Origin of the sequence: Burkholderia sp. AU15512 (assembly GCF_002223325.1) — a bacterium.
Lineage (GTDB): Bacteria > Pseudomonadota > Gammaproteobacteria > Burkholderiales > Burkholderiaceae > Burkholderia.
Genome location: NZ_NKEX01000006.1, coordinates 993947 through 1011466, shown reverse-complemented (window position 1 = coordinate 1011466; position 17520 = coordinate 993947). Strand labels below are relative to the sequence as shown.

The following is a 17520-nucleotide window of genomic DNA, read 5'->3' as shown; positions in this document are numbered from 1 at the left end:
CGTGAAGGTGACGCGCTCACAGGCGCTCGATGATCGTGACGTTCGCGAGGCCGCCGCCTTCGCACATCGTCTGCAGCCCGTAACGGCCGCCCGTGCGCTCCAGCTCGTGCAGCAGCGTCGTCATCAGCCGTGCGCCGGTCGCGCCGAGCGGATGGCCGAGCGCGATGCCGCCGCCGTTCGGGTTGGTCTTTTCGTGCGGGAAACGCGTGTCCGCGAGCCAGGCCTGCGCGACCGATGCGAACGCCTCGTTCATCTCGACGACGTCGATCCGAGACCAGTCGAGGCCGCTCTTCTTCAGCGCAGCCTTCGTCGCGGGAATCGGCGCGGTGAGCATCCACAGCGGATCGTCGCCGAGCACGCTCAGGTGATGGATGCGTGCGCGCGGCGTGAGGCCGTAGCGCTTCAGCGCATCCTCCGACACGATCAGCAGCGCGGCGGCCGCGTCGCACGTCTGGCTCGCGACGGCGGCCGTCAGCGAGCCGCCCGGCGTCAGCGGTTCGAGTGTCGCCATCTTTTCCAGCGACGTATCGGGGCGCGGTGTTTCGTCGTGCATCACGCCTTCGAGCGGCACGATTTCCCGCTTGAAATGCCCGGCCTCGATCGCCGCGACCGCACGGCGGTGGCTTTCGAGCGCATAGCGCTCCATCGCGTCGCGCGACAGGTTCCAGTGATCGGCGATCCGCTGCGCGGCGACGAACTGCGACACCGGCGCGTCGCCGAAGCGCGCGCGCCAGCCGGTGCTGCCCGAGAACGGGTCGTTGAAGCCGAGTGGCGCCGCGCAGGTCATCGCGGACGAGATCGGGATCTGCGTCATGGTCTGCACGCCGCCGGCCACCACCACATCCTGCACGCCGCTCATCACCGCCTGCGCGGCGAAGTGCACCGCCTGCTGCGACGAGCCGCACTGGCGATCGACCGTCACGCCCGGCACCTGCAGCGGCAGCCCCGCTGCGAGCCAGCAGGTGCGCGCGATGTTGCCCGCGAGCGGGCCGATCGTGTCGACGCAGCCGAACACCACGTCGTCGTATTCATCGGCGGGAATCGCGTTGCGCTCGACCAGCGTCTTCAGCACGAAGCCGCCGAGGTCCGCCGCATGCACGTGCGCGAGCCCGCCCTTGCGGCGGCCGGTCGGCGTGCGCAGCGCGTCGACGATATAGGCTTGTCTCATCAGTTCAATTCCTCGAGGTCGAAGGTCTGCGCGGGGCCGATCGGCAACGCGTCGCCGAGGATCGCGTCGGCCACGCGGGCCTTGTGGAACGCGCTGTCGCCCCAACTGCCGGACAGCGCCCAGATGCGTTTCATGAAGATCTGCAGGTCGAGCTCCCACGTGTAGCCGATCGCGCCGTGCACCTGCATCGAGTGGCGTGCGGCGAGCTGCGCGGCCGACGTCGCCGCGAGCTTCGCGTGCGACACGAACACCGCACGTTGCGGGTGGTCGTCGGCGATCGCCTGTGCGGCGCGCGCCACCACCGGCCGTGCGAACTCGTAGCGGATCGCGACATCGGCGAGCAGGTGCTTGAGCGCCTGGTACGAGCCGATCGCCTTGCCGAACTGCTTGCGCTGCGCGCTGTAGTCGATCGCGACGTCGAGCACGCGCTGCGTGAGGCCGAGCAGTTGCGCGGCGACCGCGAACGCGCCGTGGTCGAGCGCGCGGTTCAGCAGCGGCCCGGCTTCGTCGGCGCTCGCGATGCGGGTGGCCGCCGACGGTTCCCAGTCGAGCGTGAACAGCCGCCGCGACGGGTCGACGCTGTCCACCGCGCGCCACGCGCACTGCGCCGGGTCGACGCAGTGCAGCTCGCCGCGGTGCTCGCACAGCAGCGTCTGCGCGACATGCACGTCGGCCGCATACGGGTTCACCGGATGCACGAGCGCGACGCGCGCGCGCCCTTCGGCGATGTCGCGCAGCAGCGCGTCGCGCCAGTCGCTCGCCGGCAGCCGCGCGAGCACGCCGGCCGACACGAGCGCCGTGTCGAGCAGCGGCTCGGGGCTGCCGAAATAGCCGTAGGCCTGCGCGAGCAGCGCCCATTCCGCTTCGGTCAGGCCGAGGCCGCCGTGCGCGTCGGGCACCGACACGGCGGTCAGCCCCTGCGACGCGAACAGCGCCCATAGGTCGTCCGAGCGCCCGGTCGGCGTGGCCCACAGCTCGCGGATCAGCTCGGGCGTCATCTCGGTCATCAGCAGGCGCTTCACGCTGTCCGCGAGCGCTTCCTGGTCTTCATCGAATACGAAATCCATACGATGTCCGTTCTGTAAGAGTGGCGCCGGCGCGCTTACGCGCGCGGCATGCCGAGCATCCGTTCGGCGACGATGTTGCGCTGGATCTCGTTGGTGCCCGCGTAGATCGTGCCGGCCTGCGCGAACAGGAAGCCGTCGAGCCAGTGGCCGAGCGTCGCGTGCTGCGCGGCCGTCTGCGGGACGACCTCGCCGTGCGCGCCGAGGATATCGAGCGCGGTCTGGTGCATGCGCAGGTCGAGTTCCGACCAGAACACCTTGTTGGTACTCGACTCCGCGCCGATATGGCCGCCCTTCAGCAGCCGGCTCGCGGTCGCGTAGGTCGACAGCGCATACGCCTGCGCATCCATCCATGCCTGCACCACGCGTTCGCGCAGCGTCGGATCGCGGTCGGCGCTGTCGCGGTGTGCGAGATACAGGTCGCGCAGCGCCTGCGCGGTGCGCTGGAAGCGTGCCGGCGAACGCAGCATCAGCCCGCGCTCGAACCCGGCCGTCGCCATCGCGACCTGCCAGCCCGCGCCTTCGGCCGCGAGCCGGTTCTCGACTGGCACACGTACGTCGTCGAAGAAGATTTCCGCGAAGCCGGTCTGCCCGTTCAGTTGGCGGATCGGCCGCACCGTGATGCCCGGCGCGGACAGCGGCACCATCAGGAACGTGAGCCCGTGGTGGCGCGACGATTCGGGATCGCTGCGGAACAGGCCGAACAACCAGTCGGCCCACACCGCGCGCGTCGACCAGATCTTCTGGCCGTTCAGCACGTATTCGTCGCCGATGCGGGCGGCCGTCGTTCGGATCGCGGCCATGTCCGAGCCCGCGTTCGGCTCCGACCAGCCCTGCGCCCACACGTGCTCGCCGGCCGCCATCGCCGGCAGGAAGCGCGCCTTCTGCTCCGCCGTGCCGAAATCCATCAGCGTCGGGCCGAGCAGGAAGATGCCGTTCTGGTTCACGCGCATCGGCGCGTCGGCACGCCAGTACTCTTCTTCGAAGATCAGCCACTCGATCAGGTCGCAGCCGCGCCCGCCGAGCTCGCGCGGCCACGTGACCATGCTCCAGCGGCCGGAATGCAGCGTGCGCTCCCATTCGCGGTGCGCGGCGAAGCCTGCCTCGGTGTCGAAGCTCGGCAAGCGCTCGCGCGGCACGTGCGCCGCGAGCCATGCGCGGATCTCCGCGCGAAACGCCTGTTGCTGCGGCGTATAGGTCAGGTTCATGCGCGTGCCTCCTCGGCGGTTGCCTGCGCATCGAAACGCGCGTCGCGCTTCTCGACGAACGCGGCCCGCGCTTCCGTCGAGTCGTTCGTCATGTACGCCTGCAGCGTGAAGCCCTGCTCCCAGCGGTACTTGTCCTCGAGATCGCCGTCCTCGACGCCGTTCAGCGCCTCCTTCGCGAGCCGCACCATCGCCGGGCTCTTCGCCTCGATCTTGCGGGCGATCGCGAGCGCCGCGTCGCGCAGCGTGTCGCGCGTCACGACCTGCTCGACCGCGCCGAGCCGGTACGCTTCGGCCGCGTCGATCATGTCGCCGGTGAAATACATCGCGCGCACCTTCTGCACGCCGAACAGACGCTGCAAATGCGCGCCGCCGCCCATCGCGCCACGGTCGATCTCTGGCACGCCGAAGCGCGCGCAGTCGGCCGCGACGACGATGTCCGCCGCGCCGCAGATGCCGATCCCGCCGCCGAGCACGAAGCCGTGCACGGCCGCGATCACCGGCTTCGGGTTGCGGTGCACCGCGCGGAACGTCTCGTAGTTGCCCGCGTTGACCGCCACGATCCGCTCCGGATGCGCGGCCAGCTCCTTGATGTCGACGCCCGCGCAGAAACCGCGCCCTTCGCCGCGCACGACGATCACGCGCACGTCGTCGTCCTCGCCGAGCGCGTCGAGCGCGCGAGAGAGCGCGTGCCAGCCCTGTGCGTCGAGCGCGTTCACGGGCGGATGGGCGATCACCAGTTCGGCGATGCCGTCGGCGCGATCGATCCGGAACGGCATTGCGCCGGCCGGTTGGTTGGATGCTGTCATCTCCATAGCCTCCCTGTTATGTTTTCACGCGACCTGCGTCGCCGGTGCGCCGCGCAGCGCGGCCAGCGCATCGAGCCGCTCGCCCGCTTCCGCGACGATCCGCGCGATCAGCGCGTCGCACGATTCGATCGCGCCGATCATCGCGGCCGCCTGACCGCTCGGCAGCACGCCTTCATCCGGGCGGCCCTCGACGATCGCGCGCTGGATCAGGAACGGCGCGTTCGCCGCCATCAGCGTCTGGCTGGCCGTGTAGTCGTGCGAACGCAGCGCCTTGATCGCGAGGCCGAGCATGTCGCCCGTGCTCAACCCGTTCTGGCGCCGCCACGCTTCGGCGGTCTTCAATGCGAACCACGTGCGTCGCAACGGGCCGAAGCGTTCGAGCTTCAGCAGATACGGGTTGTCGATCATCCGTTGCGGCAGCCCGTCGAGCGCGTCCGATACGCGGATGCGCGCCGGGTCGCCGACCGCGACGTAGCGTTCGAGCGTCTCGCGCGGCACCGGCGATTCGGCGCTCATCAGGAAGCGCGTGCCCATCGCGATGCCGGCCGCGCCGTACGCGAGCGCGGCAGCCAGCCCGCGCCCGTCGAAGAACCCGCCGGCCGCGACCACCGGCACGCGCACCGCGTCGAGCACCTTCGGCAACAGCAGCGTGGTGGGCACCGAGCCGGTGTGGCCGCCGCCTTCCGCGCCCTGCACCGTCACGATGTCCGCGCCGAGTTCGACCGCTTTCGCCGCGTGCTTCGGTGCGCCGACGGTCGGCATGCAGACGATGCCGGCCTCCTTGAAGCGGCGGATCGTCTTCGCATCGGGCCCCCGGCCGTAGCTCACCGCGCGCAAGCGGTGCTTGATCGCCAGCTCGACGACCTGCTGCGCGTTCTTCTGGAACATGTGGAAGTTGATGCCGAACGGCTGGTCCGTCAGCGACTTCACCTTCAGGATCTCGGCCTCGACCTGCTCGGGTTCGAGCGTCGCGCCGGCCAGGAAGCCGAAGCCGCCCGCGTTGCCGGTGGCCGCGACGAGCCGGGCATCGGCCACCCAGCCCATCGCGGTCTGCACGATCGGGTAACGGCAGCCGAGCAGGTCGCACAAGGGCGTATGCAGCGTCGTGCTCATGCGGCGGCTCCGTTGACGGCAACCGGTGCCTGCGCCTGAGCCTGTGTGTCGCCGCGGTCCGCGCCGTTCGGCTGGCGCTGCGAGCTGGCCATGCTGCGCGCGTCGTAGCCGCCGAGACGGTCGCCGCTCACCAGTTCGTTGTGCGCATGCGCGAAGTGATGCCACGCGAACGCCGCATCCATCGCCGCGCGCTTGCCCTGCAGTTCCTCGACGTGGTTCAGCGCCTGCTTGGTCAGCGTGAGGCCGAGGCGCGGCATCGTCGCGATCTTCGCGGCGATCGCGTAGGTCGCGTCGCGCAGCCGCTCGCGCGGCACCACGCGGTTGACCATCCCCATCTGGTACGCGCGCTCGGCCGGCATCCGCTCGCCGAGGAACAGGAACTCCTTCGCGATGCGCGGGTTCAGCTCGTACGCATGCGCGAAATACTCGACGCCCGGAATCCCCATCCGCACGACCGGATCGGCGAAGAACGCATCCTCGGACGCGACGATCAGGTCGCACACCCACGCGAGCATCAGCCCGCCCGCGATGCATGCGCCCTGCACCATCGCGATCGTCGGCTTCGGCAGGTCGCGCCAGCGCCGGCACATCCCGAGGTACACCTCCTGCTCGCGCGCATAGAGGAATTCGCCGCCTTCCTTGTCGACGTGGTCGTACCACAGCGATGCGCGATCGAACGACTCGTGGATGTCGCGGCCCGGCGTGCCGATGTCGTGGCCCGCCGAGAAATGCTTGCCGGCGCCCGCGAGCACGATCGCCTTCACCGCGTCGTCGTGCGCCGCGCGCCGGAACGCCGCGTCGAGCGCATACGTCATCTTCGAGTTCTGCGCGTTGTGATACTCGGGGCGGTTCATCGTGATCGTCGCGATGCCGTCCTCCACCGCGTAGTCGACGACACCGTCGCCGAAGGTCACCTGGGTCGCTTCCATGTCGTGCCTCATCCCCGGCGCGGCGCCGGATCGTTGCGCACGATCGTCGCGCGCAGGTTGTGCGGATCGAGCGCCCGCACGATGCGCAGGTCTTCCGCGGTCGGCGGGGCCGTCGTGCCGAGGTCGGGTGCGGCGATCAGCGGGAAGCCCGTCGCGTCCTGCACTTCGTCGAAGCTCACGCCCGGATGCAGCGAACGCACGCGGATCGCATGGTCCGGCCCGCCGAAATCCATCACGCACAGGTCGGTGACGATGCTGCGCAGGTCGACGAAGGTCTTCATCCCGGGCAGCCGGCGCGCCGGGTTGTAGCCGACCGTGCACACCATGTCGACTTCGCGTTCGACGAACGTGCGCTTGCCGTGGCCGCTGACGAAGAACGAGTTCGCGTGGTTCGTCGTGTTGCCGGGGAAGCCGCGCGCGCCGAGCAGTTGGGTTTTCGGGCGCGCGTAGTCGCTGCCGAGCCACGAGATGTTGGCCTGGCCGAAGCGGTCGATCTGCGTCGGCATCACGAGTGCGTGGCGGCGGCCGTGCCACAGGCAGTCGAACACGCGCTCGTAGGTCATCCAGCCGCTCGCCTTCACGCGATAGCCGTCGGCGCGGGGCCCAAGCGGCACCGGCTCCTCGACGAGATACGCTTCGCCGTCCGTCAGCATCAGCCCGTTGTTGTACGCGAGCCGCGCGAGACCGGCCGCGAGCCGCGGGCCCGTGCCGATGCCGGTCGCCAGCACTTCGCCGTCGTCGCGCCAGAGTCGCGCGGACGCGACGATCATCAGTTCCGCGAGGGAATGGTCGAGAGATTCGCTCACAGGCGCTCCTTTACAGAATCGGCAACGGCAGCGTCGTCACGTGCGACAGGCCGCCGACGCCTTCGAGGTACTGGCGTTCGTCCTGGCCGACCACGTCGCGCAGGTACGCCGTCGTTTTCGCGTCGTCTTCCGCACTCGCGCAGTACGCGCGCAGGTGCGGCAGGTCCCAGCCGTAGGCCGGCCCGCACGACGTCGGGTGCGCGCCGCCCGGCGCAGGCACGACGCCGGTGACGAGCGAGCGCTCGAACGGATTGCGTTTGGCGGCATCGAGGTCCTCGCTCGCGAGCGACGCGTCGACCGTTTCCGCCGACACGTAGCAATGCTGCGCGGCACGGGCCATCCACGCATCGAAGAACGGATCGGGGCCATCGATGCGCGTGTTGCCCATCCGGTCGGCCGCGTTCACGTGCAGCAGCGCGACGTCGAGGTCGATCGCGGGCATCGCGAGCAGCGTCTCGCCGTCGTCATATGGCGATTGCACGGTACGCAGTTGCGGCGCGTGATCGAGCAGCGCGGTGCCGAGCCCGGCGCGGGTCGGCAGGAACGGCAGGCGCGCGGCGGCCGCGCGCAGGCCGAGCTGCAGCATCCCTTCGTCGAGTTCGAGCACGTCGACGCGGCCGTGCTCGCGGGCCCGGCGGAAATGCGGTTCGAGCGGAATCACGTCGAGCGACACGAAGCCGAACACCACCTTGCGCACCTTGTCCGCCGCGCACAGCAGGCCGACATCGGCGCCGCCGTACGCGACGATCGTCAGGTCCTTCAGGTTCGAGCGCGCGATTTCGCGCACCAGCGCCATCGGCTTGCGCCGCGGCCCCCATCCGCCGATGCCGATCGTCATGCCGTCGGCGAGTTGCGCGACCACGTCGCGCGCGGACATCGTCTTGTCGAGAGGTTTCATCGTCATCGTGCTGGCTTACCGGTATCCGATGCTGAAATCGTGGCCCCACTGGCTCACCTTCGTGGCCTCGAACACCGCGTGCTTCGACCAGTCGACCGTGAGGCCGCCGAAGCCGTATTCGAGATCGAAGCCGCCGGGGGTCTTCATGTAGAAAGAGATCATCTGATCGTTGCAGTGGCGGCCCAGCGTCGCGGACAGCTTCACGTCGTGCGTCGCCACGCGATCGAGCGCGCGGCCGACTTCGTCCATCGAGCCGACTTCCGCCATCACGTGCACGCAGCCCGACGGCACGGCCATCTCGAACAGCGCGAGGCTGTGATGGCGCGCGTTGCGGCAGTGCATGAAGTGGATGCGCTTCTCGGGTTCGGCCGGATCGGGCGTGAACTTCACCCGAAAGATGTCGGACAGCTCGAAGCCGAGCACGCCGCGCACGAACGCGTCGGTCGCGTCGAACTGCGGCGCGGGCAGCACCGCGTGGCCGAGCCCCATGTCGCCGGTGACGAAGTGCGAGACGCCCAGCGGCGACACGAAGCGGCGGAAGTCGCAGCGCGCGCCCCAGTACAGCTCGTGGCGATTGCCGGACGGGTCGGTGCACCACGCCATCGCCTGCACGCGGCGCAGCGCGGCTTCGTCGCGGGTCGCGCGCACCGGCTCGACGCCCGCCCGCTGCAGTGCCGCCAGCGCGGCATCGAACGCGGCGCCGTCGGGCAGTTCCCAGCCCGACGCGAAATAGCGGTCGGTCGAGCCGGGAACGATCACGTAGCGGAAATCGCGCTCGTCCATCTTCAGGTACAACGCGCCGTCGGGCGCGTCGAGCGCCTGCATGCCCAGCACGTCTTCCGCATAGCGGCGCCACGCGTCGACGCGGGTCGCCTCGACGACGACATAGCCAAGCGCACGGACATCGATCATGTCGGCCTCCTCCAGGTTCAGAATCCGTTGTTCGTGAAAGGATTCTGGCCGGTCGGGGGTGGTGTTACATCGTCTGTTGGGACGAGAGGCGGCGGGGAATCGGCGCGGCGCAGGTGCGCGCGGAAGCCCGGTGGGACGGGCCATGCATGCGGGAGGAGACGGCGAGCAGGTGCGGGTCGCCGCGGCGCGGCAGCCCGGGTCAGTCGAACGGGTTCAGCAGCCGGACGCCGGTGCGGGCGAAATCCGCGACGTTGCGCGTGACCACGGTGAGATCGTTGATCAGCGCGGTGGCCGCGATCAGCTTGTCGAGTTCGTGCGTCGGATCGGGCACGCGCAAATGCCCCCACATCTGGCTGATCTCGATGTCGACCGGCAGGATGTTCGGCGCATAGCCGGACAGGATGGTCGCCATCCAGGCCTCGAGCGCCGACGCCTGAGGATGATCGCCGCGATGACGGATCAGATCGACGCCGCGGCGAAGTTCAGCAACCGTCACGACGGACAGGTAAAGCGGGCTTGCGTCCGCCGCGGCCTGCGTGAAGAACGCCCGCACGCCCCGGTTGGTTCGCTTGCCCTTCCTGATTTCGCTGATGATGGACATGTCGAGCAAATATGCGGGCGGTTTGACGTCTTTTCTTTCGACTTCAATTGGTCAGATGCACATTTTGGCAAAAAAATACCTGCCCGACTGTGCATCTTGCCGCCATAAGAATTAAGCACTTACCGATGTTTTCTGAACAGTCTTTCCTACGTGGCCTTCATCTCGCTATCTTTCGTAGGTCGATGAAACTTGAACCCGCCCACGCAGGGCTTCAGGGAATCACAAGAAAATAAGCATTTGATTTTTGGAAGATACCTTGACAATCGCGCCGCTTACGTTTCCCTGTTCCTCCCAAAACTCGAACAGGTCGGCCGGATCGTGAGAGGAACGCAGTCGCTACCTCGTTGAGCAGACTCAACACGACGAGGCCATTTGGTGTGTCTCGGACGCCATCACATGATGGCGGGCATTGCGCCCGCCTCCGTATCGCACCGCGCGTTGCCACTGCTTCAGATATTGTTCGGCATGCTCGTGAGATCCATTATGGATGGCAAGCGCCGTTATAGAACAGAGATTCTGTCGCTGGATAAATCGGCGTGGTCACGTTCGACAGCCCGAGAGCAGATTTATCATTTAGATATTCTTGCTCGCTGGCATAGCTGCAATAATACAAATTAGACACATATTTGTAGTAGTACTTGGGCACCCCGTTTATGATTATCGCAAACTGACCGTTGAAATTCGGCTCGGGAATATAGTAGTTATTCCCCGAAACACTTGCATTGATAATTGGGCCAGCCACATCAAATAGTGCTCGCTGTGTAACAGGAAGCCAATGACTTCCCCAGGCATTGGCATCGCTTCCCCAGAAGTAACTATCGATCCCGATGACTCTCTGGAGACCGCATGACTGTGTGCAACCGTTCGCAGATTCCAGAAGAGAAAAATAACTCTTCATCTGCTGGGCCAGAGCGGTATCACTTGCTGAGGACGGCGCCGATGAACCCGGTTGAAATCCTTGCGCAACAATTACGATGGCCTTCTTCATACCTAGTTGGTCCAGGTGCGATCGCAATTGCGTCAGATAGGGTGAAATCGTGTTTGAGACGAACGACGGATCGTTGTTCCAGTTATAAGCATCGAAACCGACCCAATCAACATTGCTCGGGATGTCCCGCTCGGACATGGAGAGTGACGAGGAGCATGACGGACTGACATAACAATTGCTGTTGTAGACGACGTATGTTGGAATACCGGGAAACCTAGCATTCAATTTCGAAATTATCAACTCAAGCGAGCTCTTCGAAACGTTAGCGACCGTTGGCTCGTCATAAATATAGAGTGCGAGAATCTTGTCCCGATAACCATCAATCACTTGCTGGCCCAAAGTGTTGATTGCGCCATCCAAATCGCTTACTGGAGCGCCCCCGTTACCGATCAACCTCGACCAGACACTGATGATTGCCTTGGTTTGATACATCGAGTCTCTACCACGCACCGAAACGAATTGCTCAGGCGTGAGGTGGACGCCATTCAGCTTGTTGTAGGCTGAATTACTCCCGTCCATCTCGCTCATATATGTGCCCTGCAGATTTTGCAAATCCGATGCCGTAACCGTTGAAAACGAAGAAACAAAACGCGCGGTGCCAGCAGACGTCACGCACGGATTAATGGCAAGGACAGCAGCCAACAGCGCAGATAATTTAAAGCGCACCACGAAGGAAGATAGATTCATCGAAATTTCTCCATTTTTAATTCGCACTCTCGATTCACATCACTCCAACATGCCGAACCGCAGCACGTGCTCAACAATCTGATGCGATCCATGTTGGCCCTCGGAATGGCTCGCTGACTGTCTCGATATTAATCGTAGCACGACCACCTTCCCCCCAAGCCGCGTAATTCCGCCTCCTCGGACGCGTGGCTTTTTCTTGTGGGCGACTTATATAGCGCCCGCTCTTTTCGTTTCCCCTCTTCCTGGCGGTGCATTGCGGGTGTCCGTCGCGGCGCCTGACCGCGGCGACCCGTCGAAGCTCAATATCACCCGTAGCTACCGGTGCGAGAAGCTTCAGGCGATCGATTGCAATGGCTATTGCGCCGGTCAAGCCAAGACGCACGCGTAACGCGGCAAAAGGCTGGGGGCGTCGTCGACGGGCGTCACCAATCAGTACCTGATTCACTGCACGTGAACGAAAAACGGAGTGGTACCAGGCGCGACTGTCGGCTTGGGAGTCATCTCGGCGGCGTTCGCGCGGGCTCGCAAGAAGGCTGGCATTCCGGATGGGAATGCTCCATCGTTTCACGAGATTCGGAGTCTTTCGAAACGGCTGTATGACGAGCAGGAGAATGTCAACACGAAGGCGCTGCTCGGCCATATGTCCGACACGCCCACCGAAACCTAAGCGGATGCGCGAGGGATTGAGCCGATTCGAGTGAAGGTGGGGGCTTAACGAATTCTGAACAAGTTCCGAACACGCCCTTATGCGACAGGGGTTTCCGGCCGATCGAACGTTTCAATCAAATACACGCCTGGCCTCGCTGGAATCCTGAACACGTTGAAAATCCGCGTCGCCGCCAACATCGGGCATGCTCATCAACACTTGCGCAAACGTCTTTCGCTTCGGCCGGCCGAGCGTATCGGCCAGGATGGCCCGATGTTCGGCCTCGGCACTCCTGCCATTGGCCGCAGCCTGCTCCCGCAGGCTCTGAACGATACTGTCATCCACGTTACGCACCAGTAGATTTGCCATGAGTTCCTCCAGCCGGGTTTGCTGTCAATGTTAGCGTCACGACTGCGAATTGCAATCATCGCCACTGACGGAAGGAGAATGGTGATTCACAACGAGCGCATGCATCCTCTCGGCATGCGCCGCTCGCCCGACGGGTCGAACTGCTGTTTGCAAGGTAAGCCGGATCGGAACGGCGGAGAAAGACGGCCGATTGGCTACCCCCCCTCTTGAGAAGGTGCACACAAACTGCAGCGAGGCGGCAGCATTCATCGCCTCCGCTCGCTGTACCCCCAACGGTCGTCGGTCGGCCGTCTTGCCAACACCCGTCGCCCCGCCCGTATCCGCAATGCCGCCACTGCCCTCCCGGGCACACGCGACGATGCCTCACCCGCTCAGAACCGATACGAAATCCCGATCTGCAACACCGGGTACCACCGATAGCGCGACATCACCTGCCGCAGCGAATCCAGCCCGCTCGAGGCCAGGATCTGGCTCTTCGCCGGCCCGGCCGCGGCCGCCAGTTCCGGCGACAGCGTGTACGAACATTTCGGTATCCCGTACGCCACGCCGAGGTCGGCAACGAAGCCCAGCCCCTTCGACGACGGCCGGTGCCCGTAGCCGATCCCGAAGTACGGCATCACGGTCGGGTAGCGCGCTTCAGCCACCGCGAACATCCCCGGCATCGCCGGATAGCGCTTGCCGCCGAACACATAAGCGCCATTGGTCGGCACCGATACGCCACGGAGATCGTCGTCGTTGAAGCGCAGGCCGAGGGTCGCCCGGAAGCCGCTGCCGCGCCATGGAAAGAGGTCCGCGTACAGGCCGCCCTGGCGCAGCTTCAGGTCGTCCTGATAGCGATTGCCGGCTACCGTGAAGTCATGCGAAATATCGATCGCATTGAAGTCCGCATGCGCACCCAGCATCGAATTGAAGCTCACGGCCGCGCCGATGCCGACGCCCTGCGTGCCGCCCTGCAGGTAGATCTCCTGCGCGAGGACATGCATGCTCGCGGCACACGTCACCGCGACCGCTGCCCATCGTTTCACCGTCGTTTTCACGGGCGCCTCCCCCGACATGTGCCGGGCACGCCTCGCCAACGCACGTGGCCTGTGCCGCCACGCGTGACGCGAACCCCGGCACGACACCTTGCAAGCACGCTTGCTGTTCGACGGATCGGGAACGCGTTGCCCCTTGCGCATGGCCGATACGACATGCGCGGCATGTACGCCGCTCCAGGCGGCGCCCACGCCCCGATCCGATTCCCCGTTTGTTTCGATGTCGCTGCGTGCCGCCGATGCGTTCATCGTGGTTGCGTGTTTCGTTTGCACCGGCGGCACCGGGTCAATCGCAAAGCGCGTGCCATGCGGCGCAAATCGAAGCGGGACATGCGTCATCGCCGAACGCGGGCAGTCGCGCGGCGTGTAATCGGAGGAAATGTTTCAGGAACGCATCGTTATTCGGCAGACGAAGCCGGCACACGCGATCCGATGTGTCGGCATCGATGCCGCAATGCGTATTGAACGAGGCGGGACGGCCTTCAGCGCATGCGAGTCGTCGTCGCCGTCACGTGCATGCGGCGCAATGCGTGGACGAAACGTTGCAAGGATGTGACCTCGCGCTGCTCGAGCGCGTGGCCGACGTGCGATCGCACGTGGCGATGCAGGGTGAATACCGATGCGTGCGCATGCATCTTGTCCGCATCACGCACCGGAGTGATTGGCGTGCCGAAACGAACGCCAGGAGGCGATCGATGTTTCGGCTGGCGCCGTCGACAATCTAACGAGGCGCAATGTCGACGCCGATGACGACCGACACTCGAGCGCAGTCGCCCGGACAGCGTCTTTTGCCCGCGTTACAACCCGTACCCTCCTGACACATTCAACTGCTGCCCGGTGATGTAATTGGCCCGGTCCGACGCCAGGAACACCGCCGCCCGCCCGACGTCATGCGCCTTCCCCCAGCGCTTGAGCGCGAGCATCTTCTGCGTCTCGTCGATCCACGCCTGGTCGAATTGCCCCTGTTCGAGCAGCACCGGAAACATCCCGGCCTCGATCACGCCGACCAGGATCGAATTCGCGCGAATGTCGTAACGCCCTTCCTCGCGCGCCAGCCCTTTCACCAGCGCCTCGTTCGCCGCCTTCGGCGCGACCGACAACCCGTCGCGATCCGGCCAGCGCAAGTGCCCGGCCGAGCCTAGCGTCACGAACGATCCGCCGCCCGACGCACGGAAGTGCGGCAACGCAGCCTTCGCCGCCACGAAGAAGCCGACTGTCTCGACGTCGATCGCGCGGCGCCAGTCGTCGTGCGTCATGTCGCCGATGTAACGCTGGTTCACGAACGGCCCCGCCGCCCAGACGACCGTATGCACGCGACCATGCGCGCCGATCGCGGCCGCGAGCGCGGCCTCGACCTGGGCGGGATCGGTCACGTCCACGCAGTGCGTGGTGGCCGCAACGCCTTCGCCGCGAATCTCGCGCGCGACGCGCTCGGCCACGTCGGCCTTGCTCCGATAGCCCACCGCGACCGGCACGCCGGCACGCGCAAACTCGAGCGCGACACCCTGCCCGATCCCACCGCTGCCGCCGAACACCAGCACCGCGCCCTGCGGAAACCCGTTGTCGTTCATGCGTTCATCCCGTTCGTGTGTCGCGGCGCCGCTCAGGCCGCCGCCTCGGTCCCCGCCCGCAGGCGGTACTTCAGCACCTTGCCGGCCGCGCTCGTCGGCAATTGCTCGACGAACGTGAAATGCCGCGGCACCTTGTAGTTCGCCATGTTGCGGCGCGCCCAGTCGTTCAGTTCGTCGGCGTCGGCATGCGCGCCCGGCCGCAGCACGACATACGCATGCCCGACTTCGCCGAGCCGCGTATCGGGCACGCCGACCAGCGCGACCTGCGCGATCGCCGGATGCGCGGCGAGCAGCCGCTCGATCTCGGCCGGATAGCAGTTGAAGCCACCGACGATGAACATGTCCTTGATGCGATCGGTGATCTTCAGGTTACCGTTCGCATCGACGCAGCCGAGATCGCCCGTATGCAGCCAGCCGTCCGCATCGACGGTCTCGCGCGTCGCGTCCGGCTGGTTGAAGTAGCCGCGCATCACGTTGTAGCCGCGCACCCAGATTTCGCCGGTTTCGTCCGGCCCGAGCGGCTCACCGCCTTCGCCCGCGATGCGCAATTCGACCTCCGGCATCGGGCGCCCCGACGTATAGGCAACCGTCGCCGCATCGTCGCCCTGGCGGCACAGCGTCGCGAAGCCGCACGATTCGGTCAGCCCGTAGCCGGTCAGCACCGTCTCGAAGCCGAGCTCCGCGCGCATCCGCTCGATCAGGCTCGGCGCGATCGCCGCGGCGCCCGTCACCGCGATCCGCAGCGACGACAGGTCGCGCGTCGCACGATCGGGCGCATCGAGCAGCGCGTAGTACAGCGTCGGCGGGCCGGGCAGCACCGACACGCGGTCGTCGGCGACGCGCCGCAGCACGTCGGCCGGCTGGAACACGAGCTGCGGCAGCACGGTTGCGCCGCTCGACAGCGCGGCGAGCCAGCCGGCCTTGTAGCCGAACGTGTGAAAGAACGGATTGACGATCAGGTAGCGGTCGTCGGCGCGCACGCCGGCGATCGCCGCCCATGCCTGCGCGGCGCGCAAGTTCTGGCCGTGGGCGGTCATCACGCCCTTCGGGCGGCCCGTCGTGCCGGACGTAAACATCAGGTCCATCACGGTGTCGGGCGTGACCTGCGCCTCGCGTTCGCGCACCGCGGCCAGCGGCACCTCGGCGCCGCGTGCGAGGAACGCGTTCCAGGTCTCGTCGCGCGCGCCTGAAGGCAGTTCGCCGTCGAACACGACGACGCGCTCGAGCGTCGCGGGCCGGTGCGGCGCGAGCATCGCCGGATACGATTCGCCGAGGAAGGTGCCGCAGCAGAACAGCAGCCGCGCGCCGCCGTCGTGCAGGATGCCGCCCACCTCCATCCCCTTCATCCGCGTATTGACCGGCACGAGGATCGCACCGACGGTGTGGATCGCCAACGCCGCGACGATCCATTCCGGCAGGTTCGGCGCCCACACCGCGACGCGGTCGCCTGTCTCGATACCGCTCGCGAGCAGCGCGCGGGCCGCGGCGACGCGCGCCGCGTCGAGTTCCGCGTAGGTCAGCCGGCCATGCTCCGACTCGATCGCCGGATGCGCGCCGTGGCGCGCGGCTGCCCGGGCGATCAGCGCGGGCGTGGTCAGGATTTCGTTGTCCATCGTCATAGATCAGGGTGGCCGTGCGCGCCGCCGGCGCGCGACGGCTCAGTCGGGAAACACCACGCGCAGCGCGTCGCTCGCGGGCCGTGCGCAACAGGCGAGCGTCCAGCCGGCCGCGATCTCGTCGTCGTCGAGCACGTGGTTGCTGTCGAGCGCGACCTCGCCGCGCTCGATCCGGCACATGCACGCGCCGCATTGCCCCATCCGGCAGGAATTCGGCGCCGGCACGCCCGCGCGCAGCATCGCGTCGAGCAGCGTTTCGCCGGGGGCACTGTCGAACGCGAACGCGTCGCCGTCCAGCACCGTCTCGATCGCCGCGCCATCGCCGGATGCCGAGGCCGCCGCTGCGACGCTTGACGCCGTCGTATCCGCCGACGCCGATGCCTGCGCCCGCGCATCGGGCAGCGAGGCAAAACGCTCGACATGGACCCGCGAACGCGGCAACCCGAGGCCGAGCATCGCGGCCAGCGCGTTCTCCATGAACAGCGCGGGCCCGCAGATGAACGTCTCCTGCTGGCTGAACGGCCGCGCGAGTTCCTCGAGATGGCGTTGCTGCGGAATGCCCTGCACGCTGTCGAGCCAGTGCATCACGCGCAAGCGGCCCGGATGGCGCTGCGCGAGCTGCTGCAGCTCGGCGCGGAAAATCACCGAGCGCTCGTCGCGGTTCGCGTAGATCAGCGTCAGCATCCCGCGTCCGTGCACGAGCGCCGACTTCAGGATCGACAGCACCGGCGTGATGCCGCTGCCGCCCGCGAACAGCAGCAGGTCGCCGTCGAGCGTGCGCGGCGTGAACACGCCGGCCGGCGGCAGCACGTCGAGCGTGTCGCCCGCTTTCACGCGGTCGCACAGCCAGTTCGACGCGCGGCCGTCGCGCACGCGCTTGACGGTGATCTTCGGCGCGGCGTCGATGCCGGGCGCGCTCGACAGCGAATAACAGCGCGCGACGGTCGCGTCCGCGCACGGCACGTTCAGCGTCAGGAACTGACCGGGCCGGTACGCGAAGGCGTCGCGCAACGCGGCCGGCACGTCGAACACGAACGAGCACGCGTCGTCGCTTTCGGCAATCACGTCGGCCACGGTCAGCCGATGGAAGCGCGAATCGCTCAT

16 protein-coding genes are annotated in these 17520 nt (G+C 66.6%); all 16 read right to left on the bottom strand.

Translation table 11 applies throughout. The features are described 5' to 3' along the window. Window positions 1-16 precede the first annotated feature (16 nt). The 16 genes from CFB43_RS23875 to CFB43_RS23800 all read right to left on the bottom strand — a co-directional run bounded on the left by CFB43_RS23875 (window position 17) and on the right by CFB43_RS23800 (window position 17520). Window positions 17-1168 (bottom strand): acetyl-CoA C-acetyltransferase, encoded by a 1152-nt coding sequence (locus tag CFB43_RS23875; RefSeq protein ID WP_089496835.1) that lies wholly within the window; start codon window positions 1166-1168, stop codon window positions 17-19. Then, window positions 1168-2235 carry an acyl-CoA dehydrogenase family protein gene (locus CFB43_RS23870; RefSeq protein WP_089496834.1) on the bottom strand — a complete coding sequence of 356 codons (1068 nt, stop codon included), beginning with the start codon at window positions 2233-2235 and terminating at the stop codon, window positions 1168-1170. Before CFB43_RS23870 ends, CFB43_RS23875 begins: the two co-directional genes overlap by 1 nt. Window positions 2236-2270: 35 nt before the next feature. Then, a complete protein-coding gene (locus CFB43_RS23865) occupies window positions 2271-3440 on the bottom strand; it encodes an acyl-CoA dehydrogenase family protein (protein ID WP_089496833.1) in 1170 nt (389 codons plus the stop codon). Further along, window positions 3437-4252, bottom strand: a complete 816-nt coding sequence (locus CFB43_RS23860) for an enoyl-CoA hydratase family protein (protein ID WP_089496832.1) — start codon at window positions 4250-4252, stop codon at window positions 3437-3439. The genes CFB43_RS23865 and CFB43_RS23860 overlap by 4 nt, the downstream gene beginning before the upstream one ends. 18 nt (window positions 4253-4270) lie before the next feature. After that, window positions 4271-5359, bottom strand: coding sequence for an NAD(P)H-dependent flavin oxidoreductase (locus CFB43_RS23855; RefSeq protein WP_089496831.1), 1089 nt, complete (start codon window positions 5357-5359; stop codon window positions 4271-4273). Beyond that, the gene (locus CFB43_RS23850; RefSeq protein ID WP_089462538.1) at window positions 5356-6288 is read right to left on the bottom strand and encodes an enoyl-CoA hydratase; all 933 of its coding nucleotides are present in this window, start codon (window positions 6286-6288) and stop codon (window positions 5356-5358) included. Before CFB43_RS23850 ends, CFB43_RS23855 begins: the two co-directional genes overlap by 4 nt. Window positions 6289-6296: 8 nt before the next feature. Further along, window positions 6297-7094, bottom strand: coding sequence for a CoA-transferase subunit beta (locus tag CFB43_RS23845; protein ID WP_089496830.1), 798 nt, complete (start codon window positions 7092-7094; stop codon window positions 6297-6299). A gap of 10 nt (window positions 7095-7104) precedes the next feature. Next, window positions 7105-7998: a CoA transferase subunit A gene (locus CFB43_RS23840; RefSeq protein ID WP_089496829.1), complete on the bottom strand. Its 894-nt coding sequence runs from the start codon at window positions 7996-7998 to the stop codon at window positions 7105-7107. Window positions 7999-8007: 9 nt separating this feature from the next. Next, window positions 8008-8904, bottom strand: coding sequence for a VOC family protein (locus CFB43_RS23835; RefSeq protein ID WP_089496828.1), 897 nt, complete (start codon window positions 8902-8904; stop codon window positions 8008-8010). A 199-nt stretch (window positions 8905-9103) separates the two neighbouring features. Next, window positions 9104-9505 (bottom strand): type II toxin-antitoxin system VapC family toxin, encoded by a 402-nt coding sequence (locus tag CFB43_RS23830; protein ID WP_179254890.1) that lies wholly within the window; start codon window positions 9503-9505, stop codon window positions 9104-9106. A 481-nt stretch (window positions 9506-9986) separates the two neighbouring features. Next, window positions 9987-11180, bottom strand: coding sequence for a hypothetical protein (locus CFB43_RS37945; protein WP_144023101.1), 1194 nt, complete (start codon window positions 11178-11180; stop codon window positions 9987-9989). 778 nt (window positions 11181-11958) lie between these two features. Then, on the bottom strand, window positions 11959-12195 hold the full coding sequence (locus CFB43_RS23820; protein ID WP_089496825.1) for a FitA-like ribbon-helix-helix domain-containing protein: 237 nt from the start codon (window positions 12193-12195) through the stop codon (window positions 11959-11961). 371 nt (window positions 12196-12566) lie between these two features. Beyond that, window positions 12567-13250, bottom strand: coding sequence for a hypothetical protein (locus tag CFB43_RS23815; protein ID WP_089498118.1), 684 nt, complete (start codon window positions 13248-13250; stop codon window positions 12567-12569). A gap of 776 nt (window positions 13251-14026) precedes the next feature. Next, window positions 14027-14800: an SDR family NAD(P)-dependent oxidoreductase gene (locus CFB43_RS23810; protein WP_089496824.1), complete on the bottom strand. Its 774-nt coding sequence runs from the start codon at window positions 14798-14800 to the stop codon at window positions 14027-14029. 32 nt (window positions 14801-14832) lie between these two features. After that, window positions 14833-16419, bottom strand: a complete 1587-nt coding sequence (locus CFB43_RS23805; RefSeq protein WP_089496823.1) for a FadD3 family acyl-CoA ligase — start codon at window positions 16417-16419, stop codon at window positions 14833-14835. Window positions 16420-16458: 39 nt separating this feature from the next. Beyond that, the gene (locus tag CFB43_RS23800) at window positions 16459-17520 is read right to left on the bottom strand and encodes a ferredoxin--NADP reductase (protein WP_089496822.1); all 1062 of its coding nucleotides are present in this window, start codon (window positions 17518-17520) and stop codon (window positions 16459-16461) included.

Excerpts from the sequence above, each read along its gene's own strand:
- CFB43_RS23875 (WP_089496835.1), bottom strand. The coding sequence starts at position 1,168 with ATGAGACAAGCCTATATCGTCGACGCGCTGCGCACGCCGACCGGCCGC.
- CFB43_RS23870 (WP_089496834.1), bottom strand. The coding sequence starts at position 2,235 with ATGGATTTCGTATTCGATGAAGACCAGGAAGCGCTCGCGGACAGCGTG.
- CFB43_RS23865 (WP_089496833.1), bottom strand. The coding sequence starts at position 3,440 with ATGAACCTGACCTATACGCCGCAGCAACAGGCGTTTCGCGCGGAGATC.
- CFB43_RS23860 (WP_089496832.1), bottom strand. The coding sequence starts at position 4,252 with ATGGAGATGACAGCATCCAACCAACCGGCCGGCGCAATGCCGTTCCGG.
- CFB43_RS23855 (WP_089496831.1), bottom strand. The coding sequence starts at position 5,359 with ATGAGCACGACGCTGCATACGCCCTTGTGCGACCTGCTCGGCTGCCGT.
- CFB43_RS23850 (WP_089462538.1), bottom strand. The coding sequence starts at position 6,288 with ATGGAAGCGACCCAGGTGACCTTCGGCGACGGTGTCGTCGACTACGCG.
- CFB43_RS23840 (WP_089496829.1), bottom strand. The coding sequence starts at position 7,998 with ATGACGATGAAACCTCTCGACAAGACGATGTCCGCGCGCGACGTGGTC.
- CFB43_RS23835 (WP_089496828.1), bottom strand. The coding sequence starts at position 8,904 with ATGATCGATGTCCGTGCGCTTGGCTATGTCGTCGTCGAGGCGACCCGC.
- CFB43_RS23830 (WP_179254890.1), bottom strand. The coding sequence starts at position 9,505 with ATGTCCATCATCAGCGAAATCAGGAAGGGCAAGCGAACCAACCGGGGC.
- CFB43_RS37945 (WP_144023101.1), bottom strand. The coding sequence starts at position 11,180 with ATGAATCTATCTTCCTTCGTGGTGCGCTTTAAATTATCTGCGCTGTTG.
- CFB43_RS23820 (WP_089496825.1), bottom strand. The coding sequence starts at position 12,195 with ATGGCAAATCTACTGGTGCGTAACGTGGATGACAGTATCGTTCAGAGC.
- CFB43_RS23815 (WP_089498118.1), bottom strand. The coding sequence starts at position 13,250 with ATGTCGGGGGAGGCGCCCGTGAAAACGACGGTGAAACGATGGGCAGCG.
- CFB43_RS23810 (WP_089496824.1), bottom strand. The coding sequence starts at position 14,800 with ATGAACGACAACGGGTTTCCGCAGGGCGCGGTGCTGGTGTTCGGCGGC.
- CFB43_RS23805 (WP_089496823.1), bottom strand. The coding sequence starts at position 16,419 with ATGACGATGGACAACGAAATCCTGACCACGCCCGCGCTGATCGCCCGG.
- CFB43_RS23800 (WP_089496822.1), bottom strand. The coding sequence starts at position 17,520 with ATGAGCGATTCGCGCTTCCATCGGCTGACCGTGGCCGACGTGATTGCC.